The organism is Microbacterium sp. IEGM 1404 (genome assembly GCF_030056775.1).
In the GTDB taxonomy this organism is placed as follows: Bacteria; Actinomycetota; Actinomycetes; order Actinomycetales; family Microbacteriaceae; genus Microbacterium.
The window spans coordinates 828,884-847,491 of sequence record NZ_JASHKP010000001.1 but is presented as its reverse complement, the minus strand read 5'-3'; the positions used below and the strand labels follow the sequence as shown (position 1 = coordinate 847,491).

The 18,608-nt window shown below is 71.0% G+C and carries 16 protein-coding genes; 10 read left to right on the top strand and 6 right to left on the bottom strand.

Going from position 1 to position 18,608, the window contains the following annotated elements:
• Positions 1-3 precede the first annotated feature (3 nt).
• Together QM517_RS04290 and QM517_RS04285 are read right to left on the bottom strand one after the other, a co-directional pair.
• Complete coding sequence (locus QM517_RS04290) at positions 4-1,086, bottom strand: acyltransferase family protein (RefSeq protein WP_283285442.1); 1,083 nt, start codon at positions 1,084-1,086, stop codon at positions 4-6.
• On the bottom strand, positions 1,071-3,086 hold the full coding sequence (locus QM517_RS04285; protein ID WP_283285441.1) for a hypothetical protein: 2,016 nt from the start codon (positions 3,084-3,086) through the stop codon (positions 1,071-1,073). Before QM517_RS04285 ends, QM517_RS04290 begins: the two co-directional genes overlap by 16 nt.
• A gap of 355 nt (positions 3,087-3,441) precedes the next feature.
• Between QM517_RS04285 and aceE the strand changes: the two genes are divergently transcribed.
• The 6 genes from aceE (at position 3,442) to QM517_RS04255 (ending at position 11,075) form a co-directional block, all read left to right on the top strand.
• A complete protein-coding gene (gene aceE, locus QM517_RS04280) occupies positions 3,442-6,168 on the top strand; it encodes a pyruvate dehydrogenase (acetyl-transferring), homodimeric type (RefSeq protein WP_283285440.1) in 2,727 nt (908 codons plus the stop codon).
• 4 nt (positions 6,169-6,172) lie between these two features.
• Entirely contained in the window at positions 6,173-7,444 is a 1,272-nt protein-coding gene (locus QM517_RS04275) for a PucR family transcriptional regulator (protein ID WP_283285439.1), read from the top strand.
• An 82-nt stretch (positions 7,445-7,526) separates the two neighbouring features.
• Positions 7,527-8,447, top strand: coding sequence for an ACP S-malonyltransferase (locus QM517_RS04270; protein WP_283285438.1), 921 nt, complete (start codon positions 7,527-7,529; stop codon positions 8,445-8,447).
• On the top strand, positions 8,444-9,448 hold the full coding sequence (locus QM517_RS04265) for a beta-ketoacyl-ACP synthase III (RefSeq protein WP_283285437.1): 1,005 nt from the start codon (positions 8,444-8,446) through the stop codon (positions 9,446-9,448). Before QM517_RS04270 ends, QM517_RS04265 begins: the two co-directional genes overlap by 4 nt.
• Before the next feature lie 74 nt (positions 9,449-9,522).
• Complete coding sequence (locus QM517_RS04260; RefSeq protein ID WP_022880558.1) at positions 9,523-9,771, top strand: acyl carrier protein; 249 nt, start codon at positions 9,523-9,525, stop codon at positions 9,769-9,771.
• Positions 9,772-9,836: 65 nt separating this feature from the next.
• Positions 9,837-11,075 (top strand): beta-ketoacyl-[acyl-carrier-protein] synthase family protein, encoded by a 1,239-nt coding sequence (locus QM517_RS04255; protein ID WP_278101696.1) that lies wholly within the window; start codon positions 9,837-9,839, stop codon positions 11,073-11,075.
• Between the two features lie 144 nt (positions 11,076-11,219).
• On the opposite strand, the gene QM517_RS04250 is transcribed toward QM517_RS04255, so the two are convergent.
• The 3 genes from QM517_RS04250 to QM517_RS04240 form a co-directional block, all read right to left on the bottom strand.
• Positions 11,220-11,723: a DUF3145 domain-containing protein gene (locus QM517_RS04250; RefSeq protein WP_283285430.1), complete on the bottom strand. Its 504-nt coding sequence runs from the start codon at positions 11,721-11,723 to the stop codon at positions 11,220-11,222.
• 114 nt (positions 11,724-11,837) lie between these two features.
• A complete protein-coding gene (locus QM517_RS04245) occupies positions 11,838-12,761 on the bottom strand; it encodes a hypothetical protein (protein WP_283285428.1) in 924 nt (307 codons plus the stop codon).
• 70 nt (positions 12,762-12,831) lie between these two features.
• Positions 12,832-13,362: a hypothetical protein gene (locus QM517_RS04240; RefSeq protein WP_283285426.1), complete on the bottom strand. Its 531-nt coding sequence runs from the start codon at positions 13,360-13,362 to the stop codon at positions 12,832-12,834.
• Positions 13,363-13,509: 147 nt separating this feature from the next.
• Between QM517_RS04240 and QM517_RS04235 the strand changes: the two genes are divergently transcribed.
• On the top strand, positions 13,510-14,184 hold the full coding sequence (locus tag QM517_RS04235; RefSeq protein WP_283285424.1) for a response regulator transcription factor: 675 nt from the start codon (positions 13,510-13,512) through the stop codon (positions 14,182-14,184).
• On the top strand, positions 14,181-15,638 hold the full coding sequence (locus QM517_RS04230) for a sensor histidine kinase (RefSeq protein ID WP_283285422.1): 1,458 nt from the start codon (positions 14,181-14,183) through the stop codon (positions 15,636-15,638). The genes QM517_RS04235 and QM517_RS04230 overlap by 4 nt, the downstream gene beginning before the upstream one ends.
• Here QM517_RS04230 and QM517_RS04225 read toward each other — a convergent pair.
• Positions 15,608-15,934: a DUF7882 family protein gene (locus QM517_RS04225; protein WP_077051506.1), complete on the bottom strand. Its 327-nt coding sequence runs from the start codon at positions 15,932-15,934 to the stop codon at positions 15,608-15,610. The two genes, QM517_RS04230 and QM517_RS04225, sit on opposite strands and share 31 nt — an antisense overlap.
• A 265-nt stretch (positions 15,935-16,199) precedes the next feature.
• Between QM517_RS04225 and QM517_RS04220 the strand changes: the two genes are divergently transcribed.
• Both QM517_RS04220 and QM517_RS04215 read left to right on the top strand, forming a co-directional pair.
• Positions 16,200-17,603: a hemolysin family protein gene (locus QM517_RS04220; RefSeq protein WP_303655296.1), complete on the top strand. Its 1,404-nt coding sequence runs from the start codon at positions 16,200-16,202 to the stop codon at positions 17,601-17,603.
• A complete protein-coding gene (locus tag QM517_RS04215; protein ID WP_283285418.1) occupies positions 17,600-18,607 on the top strand; it encodes a CNNM domain-containing protein in 1,008 nt (335 codons plus the stop codon). The genes QM517_RS04220 and QM517_RS04215 overlap by 4 nt, the downstream gene beginning before the upstream one ends.
• The last annotated feature ends 1 nt before the right edge of the window (position 18,608 follow it).

Below are 18,608 nucleotides of genomic sequence, written 5' to 3'. Positions count from 1 at the left end.
CGCTCAGGCTAGACCTGCCGTTCGGCGACGCGACGACCATCGACGGTGCGCCCGCATCGCGGGTCGCTCGACGAACAGCCAGCTCGCCCACGCCAGAGGCACGGTGACGACGATGGCGAGCACGAGGGGCACCACGACGGGGACCCCGCGCTCGGCGAGGACGAGAGCGAGCATCTGCTGCACGGGGAAGGCGTAGATGTAGATCCCGTACGAGATGTCGTTCCGGGCCCCGATCCGGCGGAGCGGGAGCACGATCCCCAGCGAGAGCACGAGGTAGGCCATCGCGGGCCCGGCGATCGCCGTCGGCGCGCCCGAGATCGCCACCGCCGCAACGACGGCCGCCGCGGCCATGATGAGGCCCGGCCGAACCGGGACCCGGTCCCGTCCGAGGAAGAGGAGCGTGCCGGAGAGGTAGAAGGCGAGCAGGGTGGCGAAGGTCGCCAGCGTTCCCGGGACCGGGAGGAGCCCCAGAACCGACAGGACGGATGCCGTCATCGCCCCCGCCCAGAGCGCGACCGTGATCCGTGCTCCCCACCGGACGGCGAGGCATCCGAGGAGCCCGGTCACCACGTAGCACGCGAACTCGAACGCGAGGGTCCAGAGGGAGCCGTTCCAGACCCCGGGATACGGGATGTCGGCGAGCATGCCCGGGATGGTGGGCTGCGCGATCCAGAGTCCCGCGTTACGCAGCACGTAGAGAGCCCCGGCGCTGGGCGACCAGGGGCCTGCGCCCAGGAAGGCGGAGGCCGCGGGGGCGAAGGCGAAGGCGACAACCACGAGGACGACGAGGAAGGCCGGATAGATCCGGACCGCTCTTCGCGCGAAGAACTCCCCCACGCCTCGACCGCGGGCTCTGCTGAGCGCGATGAGGTAGCCGGAGATGCAGAAGAATCCGGCGACGGCCCAGGGCCCCAGCGGCTTGGTCTGCAGACCGTACCCGCCCAACTCCCACGCGTGGGCGATGAGCACGAGCAGCGCGAGCCCCAGCCGCAGGGCGTTCAGACTGTTGGACCCGGGATCGAGTCGACCGCCGATGGTCGCCGGAGCCCTGCGCGATCGGTCCCGGAGGATCAGATCTGGAACCACGCGGATCCCGAACCGTAGGTGTAGAAGACGAAGGACGTCATGTCGGACGTTCCCGCACGAAGCGTCTGGGTACCGCGGAGCACGAGAAGCCCCCCGATGAACGTGATCGGTTCGCCGTCCGCGACGACGCGGATCACCTGCCCGGCGTGGGCGTCGGTGAAGCCCGTGTACGTGCGGCCGCCCTGCACGCGCACCTGTTCCCTGCCGCACACCGACACCCGACCGTCGTCGTCGGGTTCGAGGATCGGGGTCGAGGTCCCGGTCAGAGCCTCCCAGGTGAGCGACGTCCCCAGCTGCGTGCGGTCGGGGTCTTCGTAGCGGACCGCGGCGATCGGCCCGGGCCGGCCGCTTCCGTCGCTGGGGAGGCCGTACCAGGCGGGATGCCACCCCGCCAGGCGGTTCGCGTCGCCGACGTCGCGCGCGAGCGTCGCCACGGACCCCGGCGAGGTGTGCACGCCATCCACCGGCGGCGGGAAGTAGATGACGGGGTTCAACACCCGCGAGGCGCCGCCGCGGAAGCGGAACAGGTCGGCCCTCGATCCAGGTACGGCGGTGCCGGCGTTCCCGTGCTGCAGCGAGCCGGTGACGCCGTCGTGCAGTTCGGCCACGGCGGAGAACCGGCAGTCGTCCAAGGTCACGTCGTTTCCGAGGTCGAAGCAGGCGGGTTCGCCGTCCGCGTTCCCGCAGCCCCCGAAATCGCACCCGACGAACGTCGTGTCACCGCCGGTGAACCAGCGCTCGCCGATGCCGTCCGGCACCGAGAAATGGCATCCGAGGAAGGTGACCGCCGTCTTCGCCGCCGCCGCCCGCCCGCCCACGTACGAGACCTCGCCGACCACGATGTGGCTGGGGTGGCTTCCGGCGTGGGCGTAGGTGTTCTGCACGAACATGCACGAGGTGAATCCGATCTCGAGCACGCGGTCGAGGGTGGAGCTGGGATTGGGAGGGAAGCCGATCGACACCGGGGAGTGTTCGGATGTGGTCCCCCATCCGTGCTCGAACTTGCACCCGAGGAAGTCCACGTGGCGTGTGCCGCGGTCCAGGAACAGCTCCTGTTCGCAGAACTCGACGTGGGTGTCGACCACCCGCAGGGCGTTGGAGTTCTCGATGATCTCGCCGCCCGCGTTGCGGGTGCTGACGATCGACAGACCGTAGGGAAGCGGGTCGGGTGGGGAAGGGAGCCGCGACGGGCGTCCGCACCAACCGATCACGGCCGCGTCGATCGTGGAGTCCATGACTCCCTCGAATCGGATCCCTTCGCGCGCGAGTCCGAACACCGACACCCGCTCGAGCCGCACTTCCTGGCTCTGGTGGACCAGGATGCCGACGCGGTCCGCGACGTAGTCGGCCTGGAGCGAGTGTCCGTCGCTCTGCACGGTGAGGCCGCGGATGACGACCCGCTTGAGGAGGTCTTTGCTGCCACCGGGCGAATCCGGATTGCCGAGGTACACCACGGGGCTGCCCGTGACGGAGCCGGGGTGATCCTTCGCCACCAGCACGACGCCGTCCGCTTCCACCGTGATCCGGACCGACCATTCGCCGTACTGCTGTCCGTCGGGTTCCGATCCCGGCAGTCCGAGATCGGCGGGTCGGGTCGCCATCGACCACTGATCGATGGCGTAGAACCCCGGCGGCACCCGCAGGACGACACCGGAGTTCGGGCGCCAGTTCACGCTGTTCCCCGACGCGGGCGAGTCCGCCGGCGCCGGCACCTCCGCGAGGCGCTGGAGAGCGCGCTTCCAGGCGTTCGTGAAGGCGTCGCTGTTGACCTGCGCTCGCCGCGAGTATTCGGCGACGTCCAGGATCGCGGTGCGGGTGCGGTACGGGATGCCGGGGATGGCGCCCTCGACCGTGATGACGTCGACGGGACCGGTCGGAGTGTCGGCGTGCGCGGACTGGGAGGGAGGGGCGGCGACGACGCTCGCGGCGGCGAGGGCGGCTCCGGATCCGGCTGTGGCGAGGAAGAGGCGGCGGTCGAGGGAGAGGGAGGGGCGGCTCACGAGCGTCACGCTAGGAGGCGTGTCGGGGGGCTGTCGTTCCGCCTCCGCCACCGTGCCGACACAGGTGAACGGGGCGGATGCGCGGGAACAGGGGCATGTTCGCATGCGCTTCCGCCCGGCCCACGACGGGGCGTCTCGCAGATTTGGCCCGGACCTTCACCCGGTCGCCGTATCGGTCCGATGGTTCGACACCGAGGCATCCTTCGGACCCCGCGGAGGTGGCGCCGCGCGTGGGCATCCGGCGGGGCACGAACTGACTAGGCTGGACGACGGTGAATTGTGCGGAGCAGACAAGGGTTGCCGCACACGTATGGCGATTCTCTGGCATGACCTGCCAGACGACGAAAGGTCTTCCGTGACTGTTCACGATCAGGATCCGTATTCGCAGGGGCCGCAGGACAGCGACCCGGAAGAGACCGGCGAGTGGCAGGAATCCCTGCGGCAGCTCGTCCAGGCCAAGGGCCCCGGTCGAGCGCGCGAGATCATGCTGAGCCTGCTCAAGGGCTCGAAGGAACTGCACCTCAACGTGCCGATGGTTCCGACCACCGACTACATCAACACGATCGCGCAGAAGAACGAGCCGGAGTTCCCCGGTGACGAAGAGCTCGAGCGTCGCTACCGCAAGTGGATCCGCTGGAACGCGGCGGTCACGGTCCACCGTGCGCAGCGTCCTGGCATCGGCGTCGGCGGCCACATCTCGACGTACGCCTCGTCGGCCGCCCTGTACGAGGTCGGCTTCAACCACTTCTTCCGCGGCCTCGACGACCCGTCCGGCGGCGACCAGATCTTCATCCAGGGCCACGCCTCCCCCGGCGCGTACGCGCGCGCCTTCCTCGAGGGGCGTCTCACCGAGGCGCAGCTCGACGGCTTCCGCCAGGAGAAGTCGGCTGGCCCCAACGGCATCCCCTCGTACCCCCACCCCCGCCTGATGCCGGAGTTCTGGCAGTTCCCGACGGTGTCGATGGGTCTCGGCCCGATCAACGCCATCTACCAGGCGATGTCGAACAAGTACCTCAGCAACCGCGGCATCAAGGACGTCTCCGACTCGCATGTCTGGGCGTACCTCGGCGACGGCGAGATGGACGAGGTCGAGAGCCGCGGTCAGCTCCAGGTCGCCGCGAACGAGGGCCTCGACAACCTGACGTTCATCGTCAACTGCAACCTGCAGCGACTCGACGGCCCGGTGCGCGGCAACGGCAAGATCATCCAGGAGCTCGAGAGCTTCTTCCGGGGCGCCGGCTGGAACGTCATCAAGGTCGTCTGGGGTCGTGAGTGGGACGACCTGCTCGCCCGCGACACCGAGGGCGCGCTGCTGAACCTGATGAACTCCACGCCCGACGGCGACTACCAGACGTACAAGGCCGAGAACGGCGCGTACGTCCGCGAGCACTTCTTCGGTCGCGACCCGCGGGCCCTCGAGCTCGTGAAGGACTACACCGACGAGCAGGTCTGGGGCCTCAAGCGCGGTGGCCACGACTACCGCAAGGTCTTCGCGGCGTTCAAGGCGGCCAAGGAGCACAAGGGCCAGCCGACTGTCATCCTCGCCAAGACCATCAAGGGCTACGGCCTCGGCCCGCACTTCGAGGGTCGCAACGCCACGCACCAGATGAAGAAGCTGACGCTCGACGACCTCAAGTCGTTCCGCGACGCGATGGACATCCCCGTCACCGACGCGCAGCTCGACGAGAACCCGTACCAGCCGCCGTACTACAACCCCGGCGAGCAGGACGAGACGATCAAGTACATGCTCGAGCGTCGTCGTTCGCTCGGGGGCTTCCTGCCCGAGCGGCGCACGACCCACGTGGGTCTGGAGCTTCCCGGCGACCAGGCGTACGTCCTGCCCAAGAAGGGCTCGGGCACGCAGGAGATCGCCACCACGATGGCGTTCGTGCGCCTGCTCAAGGACCTGCTGCGGGTGAAGGACTTCGGCCACCGCATCGTGCCGATCATCCCCGACGAGGCGCGCACCTTCGGTATGGACGCGTACTTCCCGACGGCGAAGATCTACAACCCCAAGGGTCAGCACTACACCTCGGTCGACCGCGAGCTGCTGCTGGCGTACAAGGAGAGCCCGCAGGGCCAGATCATCCACGTCGGCATCAACGAGGCGGGCGCCCTCGCGGCGTTCACCGCGGCGGGGACGGCGTACGCCACCCACGGCCAGCCGCTGATCCCGGTCTACGTCTTCTACTCGATGTTCGGCTTCCAGCGCACGGGCGACGCCCAGTGGGCGGCGGGCGACCAGATGGCGCGCGGCTTCATCATCGGCGCGACCGCCGGTCGCACCACCCTGACCGGTGAGGGCCTCCAGCACGCCGACGGGCACTCGCAGCTGCTGGCGTCCACCAACCCGGCGACGGTGTCGTACGACCCCGCGTACGGATACGAGATCTCGCACATCGTCCGCTCGGGCATCGAGCGGATGTACGGCGGCGAGCACTCCGACCCGAACGTCATGTACTACATCACGGTGTACAACGAGCCGTACGTGCAGCCGGCCGAGCCCGAGGGCGTCGACGTGGACGGTATCGTCCGCGGCATCCACCGCGTCTCGGTGGGCGAGGGCGAGGGTCCCCGCACCCAGCTGCTCGCCTCGGGCGTCGGTGTGCCGTGGGCGTACGAGGCCCAGCGCCTGCTGAAGGACGACTGGGGCGTCGTCGCCGACGTGTGGTCGGTGACCTCGTGGAGCGAGCTGCGCCGTGACGGTCTCGCCGCCGACGAGCACAACTTCCTGCACCCCGATGAGGAGCCCCGCACCGCTTACCTCACCGAGAAGCTCCGGGATGCCGAGGGCCCGGTGGTCGCGGTCAGCGACTGGATGCACGCCGTCCAGGACCAGATCCGCCAGTGGGTTCCGCAGCGCTACCTCACGCTCGGCGCCGACGGGTTCGGGTTCTCCGACACCCGCGCCGCGGCCCGTCGCTTCTTCAAGATCGACGGCCCGTCGCTCGCCGTGCGCGCCCTGCAGGGACTCGCGGACGAGGGCAAGGTCGACCGCTCGGTGATCGCCCAGGCGATCGAGAAGTACCGTCTGCATGATGTCAACGCCGGCACGAGCGGAAACGCCGGCGGCGAGGCCTGATCGCGTGACCGATCGCGCGGCCGTCGACGGCTCGGGAGGGAGCGGGCAGACCGCCCTCTCCCGGGCCGCCGAAGAGAAGGCCGAGACCCTGGCGTGGCTGCGCCGGATCTCGGGCGATCTCGCGACCGCGACGATCCAGCGTCTCGAAGAGACGCTGCCCTGGTACGCCGAGATGCCACCGGCCCGCCGTTCCGCGGTCGGGCTGGTGGCGCAGGCGGGCATCACCTCGTTCCTGCAGTGGTTCGAGGAGCCGGCCTCCACGCCCGCGATCGCCGCCGACATCTTCGCAGCGGCCCCCCGCGAGCTGCTGCGGAGCGTGAGCCTGACCCAGACGCTGCAGCTCGTCCGCGTCACCGTCGAGGTCATGGAGGAGCGCGTCGCGGGCCGCAGCGAACGGGTCCGCGAGGCGATGCTGTCGTACTCGCGCGAGGTCGCGTTCGCGGCCGCCGACGTCTACGCGCGCGCAGCCGAGGCCCGAGGCCTGTGGGACGCGCGGCTCGAAGCCCTCGTCGTGGACTCGATCCTGACGGGCGAAGCCGACGACGAACTCCCCAGCCGCATCGCCGCACTTGGCTGGCACGGCCACGGCGAGGTCGCGGTGCTGGTCGGGACGACTCCCCCGCAGCTCGACGTCGACCACGTCCGTCGCACCTCCCGCAAGCTCGGCGTCGACGTGCTCATCGGCGTGCAGGGCTCGCGGCTCGTCCTCGTGGTGGGTCGCGCGGATCTTCCGGTCCGCGGTCGCGACGACACCACGGAGCTGCCGTTCACCGAGATCGCGAAGCGACTCGAGCCGAGCTTCGGTTCGGGGCACCTCGTCCTCGGCCCTGCGGTCGCCGCCCTGGTCGACGCCGGGCAGAGCGCCCGCGCGGCCCTGGCCGGATTCGCGGTCGCACGCGCCTGGCGGCACGCCCCGCGGCCCGTCGAGGCCGATGACCTTCTGCCCGAGCGGGCCCTGGCCGGAGACGCGGTGGCCAAGCAGACCCTGGTCGACCGCGTGTACCGCCCGCTCCACGCCCACAGCGCCGACCTCGTCGCGACGCTGTGGAGCTACCTCGACAACGGACGCTCGCTCGAGGCCACCGCCCGCGAGCTGTACGTGCACCCCAACACGGTGCGGTACCGCTTGAAGCGCGTGTCCGAGGTGATCGGGTGGGATGCCACGGGCCCCCGCGAAGCGCTGATCCTGCAGACCGCGCTGATCCTCGGATCCATGGGTACCGAGGCCACGCGACGCCGAGGATCGGCGAACCGGCGCCCCGCGACGTCGCGCTGATGCACGGCGCGCACAAAGACACGCCGATTTCTTGTGCCGATATCTCCAGAACGCGTCGCCGGATCCTTGACAGGATGGGACGGTGATCATCGCCGTCTTCCCCGGGCAGGGGTCCCAGACCCCCGGGTTCCTCTCACCGTGGCTCGAGATCGACGGGACGCGTGAGCGTCTGGCCGAAGCCTCCGAGCACGCCGGAGTCGACCTCCTCGCCGCGGGCACCGAATGGGATGCCGACCGGATCCGCGACACCAGCGTCGCGCAGCCGCTGATCGTGGCCGCGAGCCTGCTGTCGTGGAGTGTCCTGCGGGACCGCGCGGCCACGGCCGCCGACGGCGTCGCGGGTCACTCGGTGGGCGAGTTCGCCGCGCTGGCGGCATCCGGGGTCCTCTCCGAGGCCGACGCCCTGCGCCTCGTCGGCATCCGCGGTCGCGCGATGGCCGAAGCGGCCGCGACGGTGCAGACCGGAATGAGCGCCGTCGTCGGTGGCGACGAGCAGACGGTGCTCGACCGCCTCGACGCGCTCGGCCTCACGCCCGCCAACTACAACGGCGGAGGACAGATCGTCGCGGCGGGTGAGCTCTCGGCTCTCGCCGAACTGGCGGCCGAGGCGCCCCGCGGGTCGCGCGTCATTCCGCTGCAGGTGGCCGGTGCCTTCCACACCCGCTTCATGGAGCCCGCCGTCGAGACGCTGCGCGCCGCTGCGGCCGACGTGGCGGCATCCACCCCCGGAACGACCCTGTGGACCAACTCCGACGGCTCGGTCGTCGACGACGGCCGTCGCGCCGTCGACCTGGTCGTCTCGCAGGTCTCGTCGCCCGTGCGCTGGGACCGGAACATGGCCTCCTTCGCCGAGCACGGCGTGACCGGCATCATCGAACTCGCGCCCGCCGGTGCCCTCACGGGCCTGGCGAAGCGCGCACTGCGCGGCACGCCGACCGTCGCAGTGAAGACCCCGGACGACCTCGACGCGGCCGTCGCACTCCTGAAGGGAGAGCAGGCATGAGCACCCCCGTCCTCCGTCAGCTCCAGGGCCCGGCCCACACCCGCATCTACTCCTACGGCGCCGCCCGCGGGGAGAACTTCGTCCCGAACGACGACCTCGTCGGGCCGATCGACTCGAGCGACGAGTGGATCCGCCAGCGCACCGGCATCGTCACGCGCGTCCGCGCGAACAAGGAGACGGATGCCATCGACCTCGCCTCCGAAGCAGCCCGCGAGGCCGTCGAGCGCTCCGGTGTCGACCCGGCGGAGATCGACGCGGTGATCGTCGCGACGATCAGCAACCCGAAGCAGACGCCCTCGGCCTCGGCGATCGTCGCCGACCGCATCGGCGCGAACCCGGCCGCGGCGTACGACGTCAATGCCGCGTGCGCGGGCTTCGCGTACGGCGTGGGCCAGGCGGATGCGCTCATCCGCGGCGGCCTCGCGACGCACGTCGTCGTCGTCGGCGCCGAGAAGTTGAGCGACATCGTCGACCCGACCGACCGCAGCATCTCGTTCCTGCTCGGGGACGGCGCCGGTGCCGTCGTGATCGGGCCGAGCGACACCCCCGGCATCGGCCCCACCATCTGGGGATCCGACGGATCCAAGGCCGACGCGGTGGGCATGAACGCCACGCTGACGGACTTCCGCGACGGCGCTGCTCCGTGGCCGACCCTCCGCCAGGAAGGCCCCACGGTCTTCCGGTGGGCCGTCTGGGAGATGGTGAAGGTCGCCCGACAGGCCATCGAGGCCGCCGGCATCCAGCCCTCCGACCTGGCCGCCTTCGTGCCGCACCAGGCGAACATGCGCATCATCGACGAGTTCGCCAAGCAGCTGGGTCTGCCGGAGACCGTCGTCATCGGCCGCGACATCGAGACCACCGGGAACACCTCGGCCGCCTCGATCCCGCTGGCCACCCATCGACTGCTCGAGGAGCACCCCGAGCTCAGCGGCGGCCTCGCACTGCAGATCGGCTTCGGTGCCGGTCTGGTCTTCGGCGCGCAGGTCGTCGTCCTCCCCTGACGCAGCGTCGTCGAACTCTAGACTGATCGGGGCCCGGACGACTCCCCGGGCCGCCCCCAACAACAGGAGAAATCATGGCATTCACCAACGACGAGGTTCTCGCCGGCCTGGCCGAGCTCATCACCGACGAGACCGGCATCTCGGCCGACGAGGTCGCGCTGGAGAAGTCCTTCACGGATGACCTCGACATCGACTCGATCTCGATGATGACGATCGTCGTCAACGCCGAGGAGAAGTTCGGCGTCACCATCCCCGACGACGAGGTCAAGAACCTCAAGACCGTCGGCGACGCCGTCACGTTCATCACGTCGAACCAGTCCTGACCCTCCCGGTGGGGGCTCCGGCCCCCACCGGTCACGACCTTTCCGGCCGCACCAAGGATCCCACCATGAGCACACCCCGCATCGTCGTCACCGGTATCGGTGCCACCTCGCCCATCGGCGGGACGGCGCCCGAGAGCTGGAACGCGCTGCTGTCCGGTGCCTCCGGCGCGCGCACCCTCGAACACGAATGGGTCGAGCAGTACCAGCTGCCCGTCACGTTCGCCGCCGAGGCCCTCGTGCGGCCCGAGACCGTCCTCGAGCGTCCCGTCGCCAAGCGCCTCGACCCCTCGTCGCAGCTCGCGATGGTCGCGGCGAAGGAGGCGTGGGAAGACGCGGGCGCCCCGGACATCGACCCCGAGCGGCTCGGCGTCGACTTCGCCACCGGCATCGGCGGCGTGTGGACGCTCCTGGATGCCTGGGACACCCTGCGTGAGAAGGGCCCGCGGCGTGTCATGCCGATGACGGTGCCGATGCTCATGCCCAACGCCGCAGCCGGCAACCTGTCGCTCCACTTCCACGCCCGCGCCTTCGCGCGCACCGTGGCGTCGGCGTGCGCGTCGAGCACCGAGTCGATCGTCAACGCGGTGCAGCACATCCGCGACGGTCTGGCCGACGTCGTGATCGCCGGTGGCACCGAGTCGGCGATTCACCCGATCACCATCGCGTCGTTCGCATCCATGCAGGCGCTGTCCAAGCGCAACGACTCCCCCGAGACCGCGTCGCGCCCCGGCAGCATCGACCGTGACGGCTTCGTCATGGGCGAGGGCGCCGGCGTGCTCATCCTCGAGACCGAGGAGCACGCGAAGGCCCGCGGCGCCAAGATCTACGCCACGATCGTGGGCGGCGGCGTCACGGCCGACTCGTACCACATCACCGCGAACGACCCCGAGGGCCGGGGTGCGGCCCGCGCCGTGCGCATGGCGCTGGAGATGGCGGGTGCGTCGCCCGACGACGTGACCCACATCAACGCCCACGCCACCTCGACCCCCGTCGGCGACCCGAACGAGTACCAGGCGCTGCGCGCGGTGTTCGGCGCCCGCGTCGACGAGATCCCGGTGTCGGCGACGAAGGCATCCACGGGTCACCTCCTCGGCGGCACCGGCGCTCTCGAAGCGATCTTCACGGTGCTCGCGCTGAAGAACCGCGTCGCACCGCCGACCATCAACCTCACCGAGCAGGACCCCGAGGTGCCGTTCGCGATCTCGGGTTCGCCGGTTGAGCTCGGTGCGGGCGACCAGCTGGCCATCAGCAACTCCTTCGGCTTCGGCGGTCACAACGCCGTCGTCGCGATCGCCTCCGTCTGATCACGACCGAACGCCCCCGGCATCCCCCGACTGCTACGGGGATGACGGGGGCGTTCGGTGTTGCATCGGGCCGGGGATACGCGGTCCCGGTGCCGGGAATGGTCACCGGCCTCCGGTAATGGCGCCTCCCCCACCCGACATCTCTCAGCCGACCTTGTGCAACCAGACAATGTGCTGGTCGTCGCCGGCGTGGCGGAAGGGCTCGAGCTCGTCGTCCCAGGCGGACCCGAGGGCGACGTCGAGTTCGCGCTGCAGTTCGAAGGCGTCGCCGGCGGCGACCTCCAGGGCGTAGCGCACGCGGTCCTCGCCGATGACGACGTTCCCGGCCGCATCCGTCTGGGCGTAGTGGATGCCGAGCCCCGGCGTGTGCATCCACCGGCCGCCGTCGCTGCGGGGCGTCGGATCCTCGCTCACCTCGAAGCGCAGGTGCTCCCAGCCGCGGATCGCGCTCGCGAGGGAGGCGCCGGTGCCCACCGGACCCTCCCAGTAGAACTCGGCGCGACGGCTGCCGGCGAGCACCGGCTGGTCGGCCCAATCGAAGTTGACCGCACGGCCGAGGGCGCGTCCCACCGCCCACTCGAGGTGGGGGCACAACGCGCGCGGCGCTGAGTGGATGAGGATCACTCCGCGCGAAGACGTGGTCGCCATGGTCTCTCCTTCGTCAGGTACGTCTTCCCCTACGACCTGCGCGAGAGCGGTGGCGGCTGTTCGATTGTCTCGGTCATTATCGCCGGTTGATAACGAAATCACAACTGTGATTCCTCAGCCGAACCAGAGCTTCCAGTAGAGCGCGAAGTTTCGGTTGCCGTAGGTCGAGCAGGCATCGCCCTTGTCCCATCGCGCGGCGATCGCCGCCGGGTTCGGCTGATACGGCGTGTAGTTGTACAGCGCCGCGGTGGCGTGGTTGCGGATCTCGATGTCGGTGCCGCCGCACGCGGGGTCGGGCGAATACGCGATGTAGTGGGTGCCTGGTTGCCGCATGAAGTCCGACGCCCGGTACGCCTTGAGGTCGGTCGCCCCCTGCGCCACCTGCGCGGCGAAGCCGGCCTGCCCGGGGTCGCACGCGGCGTCGTCGGGGCAGCGCGCACCCATCGCGGCGCCGAGAGCCTCGGCCGACGGGGCGCGCGCGATCCGGCCGGACACGAGGCTCTGCTCCTTCTGCAGGGTGACCAGCAGCACCTTCGCCGAGATGCCGCAGGCCCGCTGGATGCGGTCGATGATCTGCGCCGCGGTGAGCTCGCCGCCGTCGTAGCCCTCGCAGACCGTTTCACCGGTGTCCTCCGACACGATCGCGTCGCGAGCGGGGAGGTCGGCGCGCAGGACGGCGAGGCAGGAGTCGTTCGCGCAATCGCCGACCTCGTCGTCGAGGAACCGCTGGATCTCGTCGGCATCCATCGCATCGCCGTCGTAGAAGTCGGCGTCGTCGACCAGGAACCCGGGGTCGAAGCCGGTGAGGTCGATCGAGGCCTTCCGGGTCTCGGCGTTCCAGGCGGAGACGAGGTGCACGAGCGGGATCGCGGCGGCCACGACCAGGCCGACGACGACGGTGGCGAGGAGGCCGAAGATCAGACGTCGCCGCCGCAGTTCGCGCGCACGCGCGGCGGTGCGCCGGGGGCGGCGGGCGGCGGGGCGCTTGGACCGTGCCGGGGTCGGGCGTCGGCGTGCTCCCGTCCCCTGCTTCGCCATGCTCCGATCGTGCCGCACCGCGCTGACCGCGTGCTGGACGCGGCCCGCGCGGCGCGGCGGAATCGAGCGGTCAGCTGCCCTTCACCGCCGGAGCCGTGGCGCCGGGCGTCGGCGCGTCACCGGCCGCGGGCGGGGTGGGCGCCGTGCCGTCGGCAGGCGGGGTGGGCGCCGTGCCGTCAGCAGGAGGTGCGGGCGGGGTGTGTCCGTCCGCTCCGGGACCGCCGGGGTGACCGGGGGCTCCGCCGGGGCCGCACTCGCCCTGCTGCGGCCCGCCCTCCGGCGCGGCCGGTGCCGTGCCGTCGGCGGGCGGGGTGGGCGCCGTGCCGTCGGCGGGCGGGGTGGGCGCGGTCGTGGGGGCTCCCGTGGGCACGCTGGTCGGTGCACCCGCGCCGCCGTCGGCGCTCGGGGCGTTGCTCGTCGCTGCCACCGTCGTGGGCGTGCTCGACTGGGCAGCGAGCGCCGCCGTTCCTCCGGTGAGCCCGACCGCGGCGACCACCGCGGCGGCGATCACCGCGGGGCGGACCCATCCCCGACGCTGCGGGGCGGGCGCCGGCTCGTCGTAGCGCGGAAGCGGCTGGGTGGGGTAGTCGTCGTCCGACATGGTGTTCCTCTCCGGCCGGCGCATCTCGTCGGCGTCGATGACCAGCCTTCGAACCGGAACTGAAGCCGACCTGAAGCGACCGGAATGCGGGCGAACACCTAGCGCTCGCATAAGGGCCGTCCAGTGTCCGCCCGTATCGTCGGCCGGATGTCCGCCCCCGCCCGCGTGCTCGTCCTCGACGACGACGAGACCATCCGCCTCGCCGTCGTCCTCGCGTTGCGCGCCGACGGCTTCATCGCCGAGTGGGCGCCCGACGGCACCGACCTGACCGAGCGGCTGGAGAGGTTCCGCCCCGACCTCGTGGTGCTCGACTGGATGATGCCCGGGCCCAGTGGCATCCGGCTACTCCCCGTCGTGCGCGCCGCCGCCGACACCGCGGTGATCATGCTGACGGCACGCGACGAGGTCGACGATCGCCTGCGCGGCTTCGCCGAGGGCGCGGACGACTACGTGGTCAAACCGTTCACGATGGCCGAGCTCGTGGCCCGCACGGGCGCCGTTCTGCGGCGGCGCGGGCGGCTGCCCCAGACGGTGTCGGTGGGGGATCTCGTCGTGGATGCCGACGCCGCCACGGCGCACCGGGCGGGCACGCTGCTCGACCTCACCGCGACGGAGTTCCGCCTGCTGCGCCTCCTCGTCGAGAGCCGCGGCCGGACGCTCTCGAAGGCGCAGATCCTCACCCAGGTGTGGGGGTACGACGACTACGACGTCAACCTCGTCGAGGTGCACGTGAGTGCGCTCCGGCGCAAGATGGAGACGCAGGGCCCGCGCCTTGTCCACACGGTCCGCGGACTCGGGTACCGCCTGAGCGAGCGCTCATGAGCGCGCCGCGGCCCCTGCGGTCGGGATCCCTCCGCCGCCGGACGATCGTGTCGGTCCTGGCCCTGGTCGCGTTGCTGCTCGTGGTCCTGGCGGTGATCGTCGACATCGCGCTCGGGGCGCGGCTGCGGGGTCAGATCGAGGACCGGCTGCGCGACCGCGCCGCCGCGACCGCGTCGCTCGTCGGGATCGTGGATGCCACCGACCTCGCCGACCGCCTGTCCGCTCAGGGCCTCGCGGTGCGCATCGACGGCGCCGAGGGCGACTCCGTCGTCGCGGGACCGAGCCCCGACCAACTGCGCAGTGCGCCGGCGGGACCGGCCGGCGGCGGTCCGCGCGGTGGGGAGGCTCCCCCGACACCGTCGCCCGGGGCGGTGACCGTCACGGCCTCGGACCTCACCGGCGACGCGGACCTCGTCACGCTGCGCTCGACGCTCAGCGACGGGTCGACCCTGACGCTGACCGCCTCGGCGGCCGGGATCGGCGAGACCCTCGCCCAGGTCCGCTGGATCATGGCGATCGCGTCCGTCGTCGTGCTGGTGCTCGCTGCGGGCGCGGTGATCCTCGTCGTGCGGGCCACACTGCGACCGTTGGACGACGTCTCCGAGGTCGCGCGCGCCATCGGCGGAGGCGAGCGCGACCGCCGGCTGCGGCCCACGCACCCCGAGACCGAGATCGGTCGCGTCGCGAGCGCGCTCGACGACATGCTGGACGATGTCGTGGGCGCCGAGGTCGCCGCGCGCGCCGCGGAGGAGAGGCTCCGCGCCTTCCTCTCGGATGCCGCCCACGAGCTGCGGACGCCGGTGGCCGGCATCCGCGCGGCCGCCGACACCCTCGTCCGCGCCGATCTCGACGGTCCCGAGCGCGAGATGCTGGCCGGGCACGTGGTCCGGGAAGCGACGCGCGCGTCTCGCCTCGTCGATGACCTGCTCCTCATGGCGCGGGTGGACCGCGGTCTCGAGCTGTCCGTGGCGATGACCGACCTCCGCGAGGTCGTGGCGGCCGAAGCCGACCGGGCCCGCCTCGTTCACCCGGCCATGACGGTGCGAACGAAGCTGCCGGATGCCGCGGTCCCGGTCGCGATCGACCGCGACCGCATCGCGCAGGTGCTGTCGAATCTCGTGGAGAACGCCGCCCGCGTCACCGACGGCCGCGGCCGTGTGGAGCTCGGCGTCCGATACGAGGGCGCCGACGTCGAGGTGCACGTGCAGGACGACGGGCCGGGCATCGCCGTCGCGGATCGCGAGCGGATCTTCGACCGCCTCGTCCGACTCGACGAGGCCCGCACGACCGCCGGCGGCGTCGGACTCGGGCTGCCCATCGCGCGCGGGATCGCCCGCGCGCACGGCGGCGACGTGCACTGCCTCCCCGCGGACGCCGGAGCGTCGTTCGCGCTCCGGCTTCCGCTTCCGGCGACCCGTCCGGCTCAGCGCGCGGGGCGCGCCGGCGCGGCCTGAGGTGTCGCGATCCCCGATCCCGTGAGGGTGAGGCCGTCGGCGCCGCTCGCGTCGTGCATCATCTGGTCGACGAGCTCACGGTCGATCGCCGGTTCGCGCCCGCCGTAGAACTGCAGCACCAGGGCGTTCGAGGCGTGGATCCACAGACTCGCCTGGCGCACGCCCTCGTTCACCGGAACCTGGAGCATGAAGCCCTCGTTCCGGCGGAGCTTGTTCATGATCACGATGCGCAGATGCGCGAGCAGACGGTCGTCGATGTCGAACGTCGCACGGTCGCGGTAGATGAGGCGTCCCACGGCTGGTCCTTTTCTGGCGCGCCGAAGCGTACCGGTAGAGCAAGGGCGGGACCACGCCGGGAAGCGAGGCAATGCGGGGGTCACCATTCTGCCACCCCCGTGGCATCCCGGGGCACCACAGCGATTTCAAAGCGAGCGACGGTATCTTTCTGGTCACCGAATCGACGACCCACGAGAGAGAATCCCCCGTGAGCCATCCCCGCACCTCCCCCGACCAGGAGGGCCGATCTTCGAGCCCTCTCGTGACGCGAGGGGGTGAGATTCGATGCTGACGGCGGTTCTGACACTGCTTCTGGGTGTGATCGTGACGCTCGCGATCATCGCGGCCTGCGGTTTCTTCGTGGCCCAGGAGTTCGCCTACATGTCGGTGGATCGATCGCGGCTGGCCGCGCGCGCCGAGAAGGGCGATGTGCAGGCGAAGCGGGTCCTCGCGATCACGCAGCGCACGTCGTTCATGCTGTCGGGCGCCCAGCTGGGCATCACGGTCACCGGGCTGCTGATCGGCTACGTGGCTGAACCGCTCATCGGCGTCTCGATCGGAACGCTTCTCGGAGGCGTCGGGATCGACCCCGGCGTCTCGGTCGCCATCGGAACGGTCGGAGCGCTGCTGCTCGCCACGGTCGTCACCATGATCTTCGGCGAGTTGTACCCGAAGAACCTCGCGATCGCGAACCCCGAGCCTCTGGCCCGGGCACTGGCGGTCCCCACCCGCATCTACCTGCTCGCCTTCGGCTGGCTGATCACCGTCTTCGACGTCGCCGCGAACGCCCTCCTGCGCCTGGTGCGCATCGAGCCGCTCGAGGACGTCGACGAGAGCGCGACCGCGCGCGACCTCGAGGCGATCGTCGAGGAGTCTCGCGCGAGCGGCGACCTACCCGACGACCTGTCGATGATCATCGACCGCATCCTCGACTTCCCCCAGCGCGACGTCGAGCACGCCATGATCCCGCGCTCGCAGGTCGACTCGGTGCGCCCGGACACGACGGTGGGCCACGTCCGGACGCTCATGGCGACCGGCCACACCCGATACCCCGTGATCGGCGACGAGGACTCCCCCGTCGGCGTCATCGAACTCATCGACCTTCTCCGCGAGCAGCCGGATGCCGCGGACCCGGTGTCGTCGGTCATGCGACCGGCGGTCGTGCTCCCGACGTCGATGCTGCTCCCCGTCGCCCTGGATCGCATGCGTCGCAGCCGCAACGAGCTCGCGTGCGTGGTCGACGAGTACGGGAACTTCGACGGCATCCTCACGATCGAGGACCTCACCGAGGAGGTCATCGGCGAGCTCTCCGACGAGCACGACGTCGAGATCGACGAGGTCGCCTCGGTCGGCGCCGACGCGTGGACGGTTCCGGGCGACCTGCACCTCGACGAACTGGAACGCCTGATCGGGCACGACCTCGCCGAGGGCGACGTCGAGACGGCCGCGGGACTCGTGATCGAGGCGCACGGCGATCTGCCCGCCGCGGGCACCGTCGTCCGCGTCGACCTGCCCGAGCGCGCGGGTGAAGTGGTCCAGGGGCTGAACCTGGAGCGCTGGCTCGACATCGAGGTCACCGAGGTCGACCGACACGTCCCCTCGCAGCTCGTCGTGCGCCTGCGGGAAGTGGACCGGGATGCCGATGCCGCCGTGCCGGCGGAGTCGACCGACGAGGAGGTGGCCCGATGAGCTGGTGGGTCGTCACCCTGATCACCGCGGCGCTCATCGTCGCCAGCGCGTTCTTCGTGATCGTCGAGTTCGCGCTGCTCGCCGCGCGCCGCCACCGTCTGGAGGAGGAGGCGGCCACGAGCGCCTCGGCGCGCGCCGCCCTGCGCGGAGTCAACGAACTCACCGTGATGCTCGCGTTCGCACAGCTCGGCATCACCGCCTGCACGTTCCTGCTCGGCGCCATCACGAAGCCCGCGATCGACTACGCCCTGGCGCCGGTGTTCGAGCAGTGGGGTCTCCCCTACGTCCTCGCCGACATCATCGCGTTCATGCTGGCGCTGATCGTCGTCACGTTCCTCCACCTCGTCATCGGCGAGATGGCGCCGAAGTCGTGGGCGATCGCGCACCCTGAGACCGCGGCGAAGGCGACCGGCATCCTCGCCCGCGCGATGACCTGGCCGCTGCGGCCGTTTCTGCTGTGGATCAACCGCATCGCCAACCGCCTGGTGCGCGCGTCCGGCGTCGAACCGGTCGATAAGGCGGCGGCGGGCGGCCAGGACGCCGACACGATCCGCGAACTCGTCGCGCACTCGCGGCGCGCAGGCACGCTGGACGAGCAGTACTCCGCACCGATCGCGCAGGCGATCGAGCTGGGCACGCTGACGGTCGGCGACATCGTCCGCACCGATCGCACGCCCACGGTCGTGCCGGCCGACGCGACCGCGGCAGACGTGCAGGCCGCGGCGGCGGCATCCACCCACCTCCGCATCCTCGTCGGTTCCGGTGCGTCGGCCCGGGTCGCACACGTGCGCGACACACTCGCCGTGGCGCCCTCGACTCCGGCTTCCGCCATCGCGCGCGAGCCGCTCGTGCTCGCGCCGGACGCCTCGGCGTACGACGCGCTCGCGCGCATGCGCCGCGGACGCGTGCAGCTGGCGACGATCGTCGACGGTGAGCGGCTGCTCGGCGTCGTGACGCTCGACGACCTGCTGAAGCAGATCCTGCCGGGGGTGGGCGCGGCCTGAG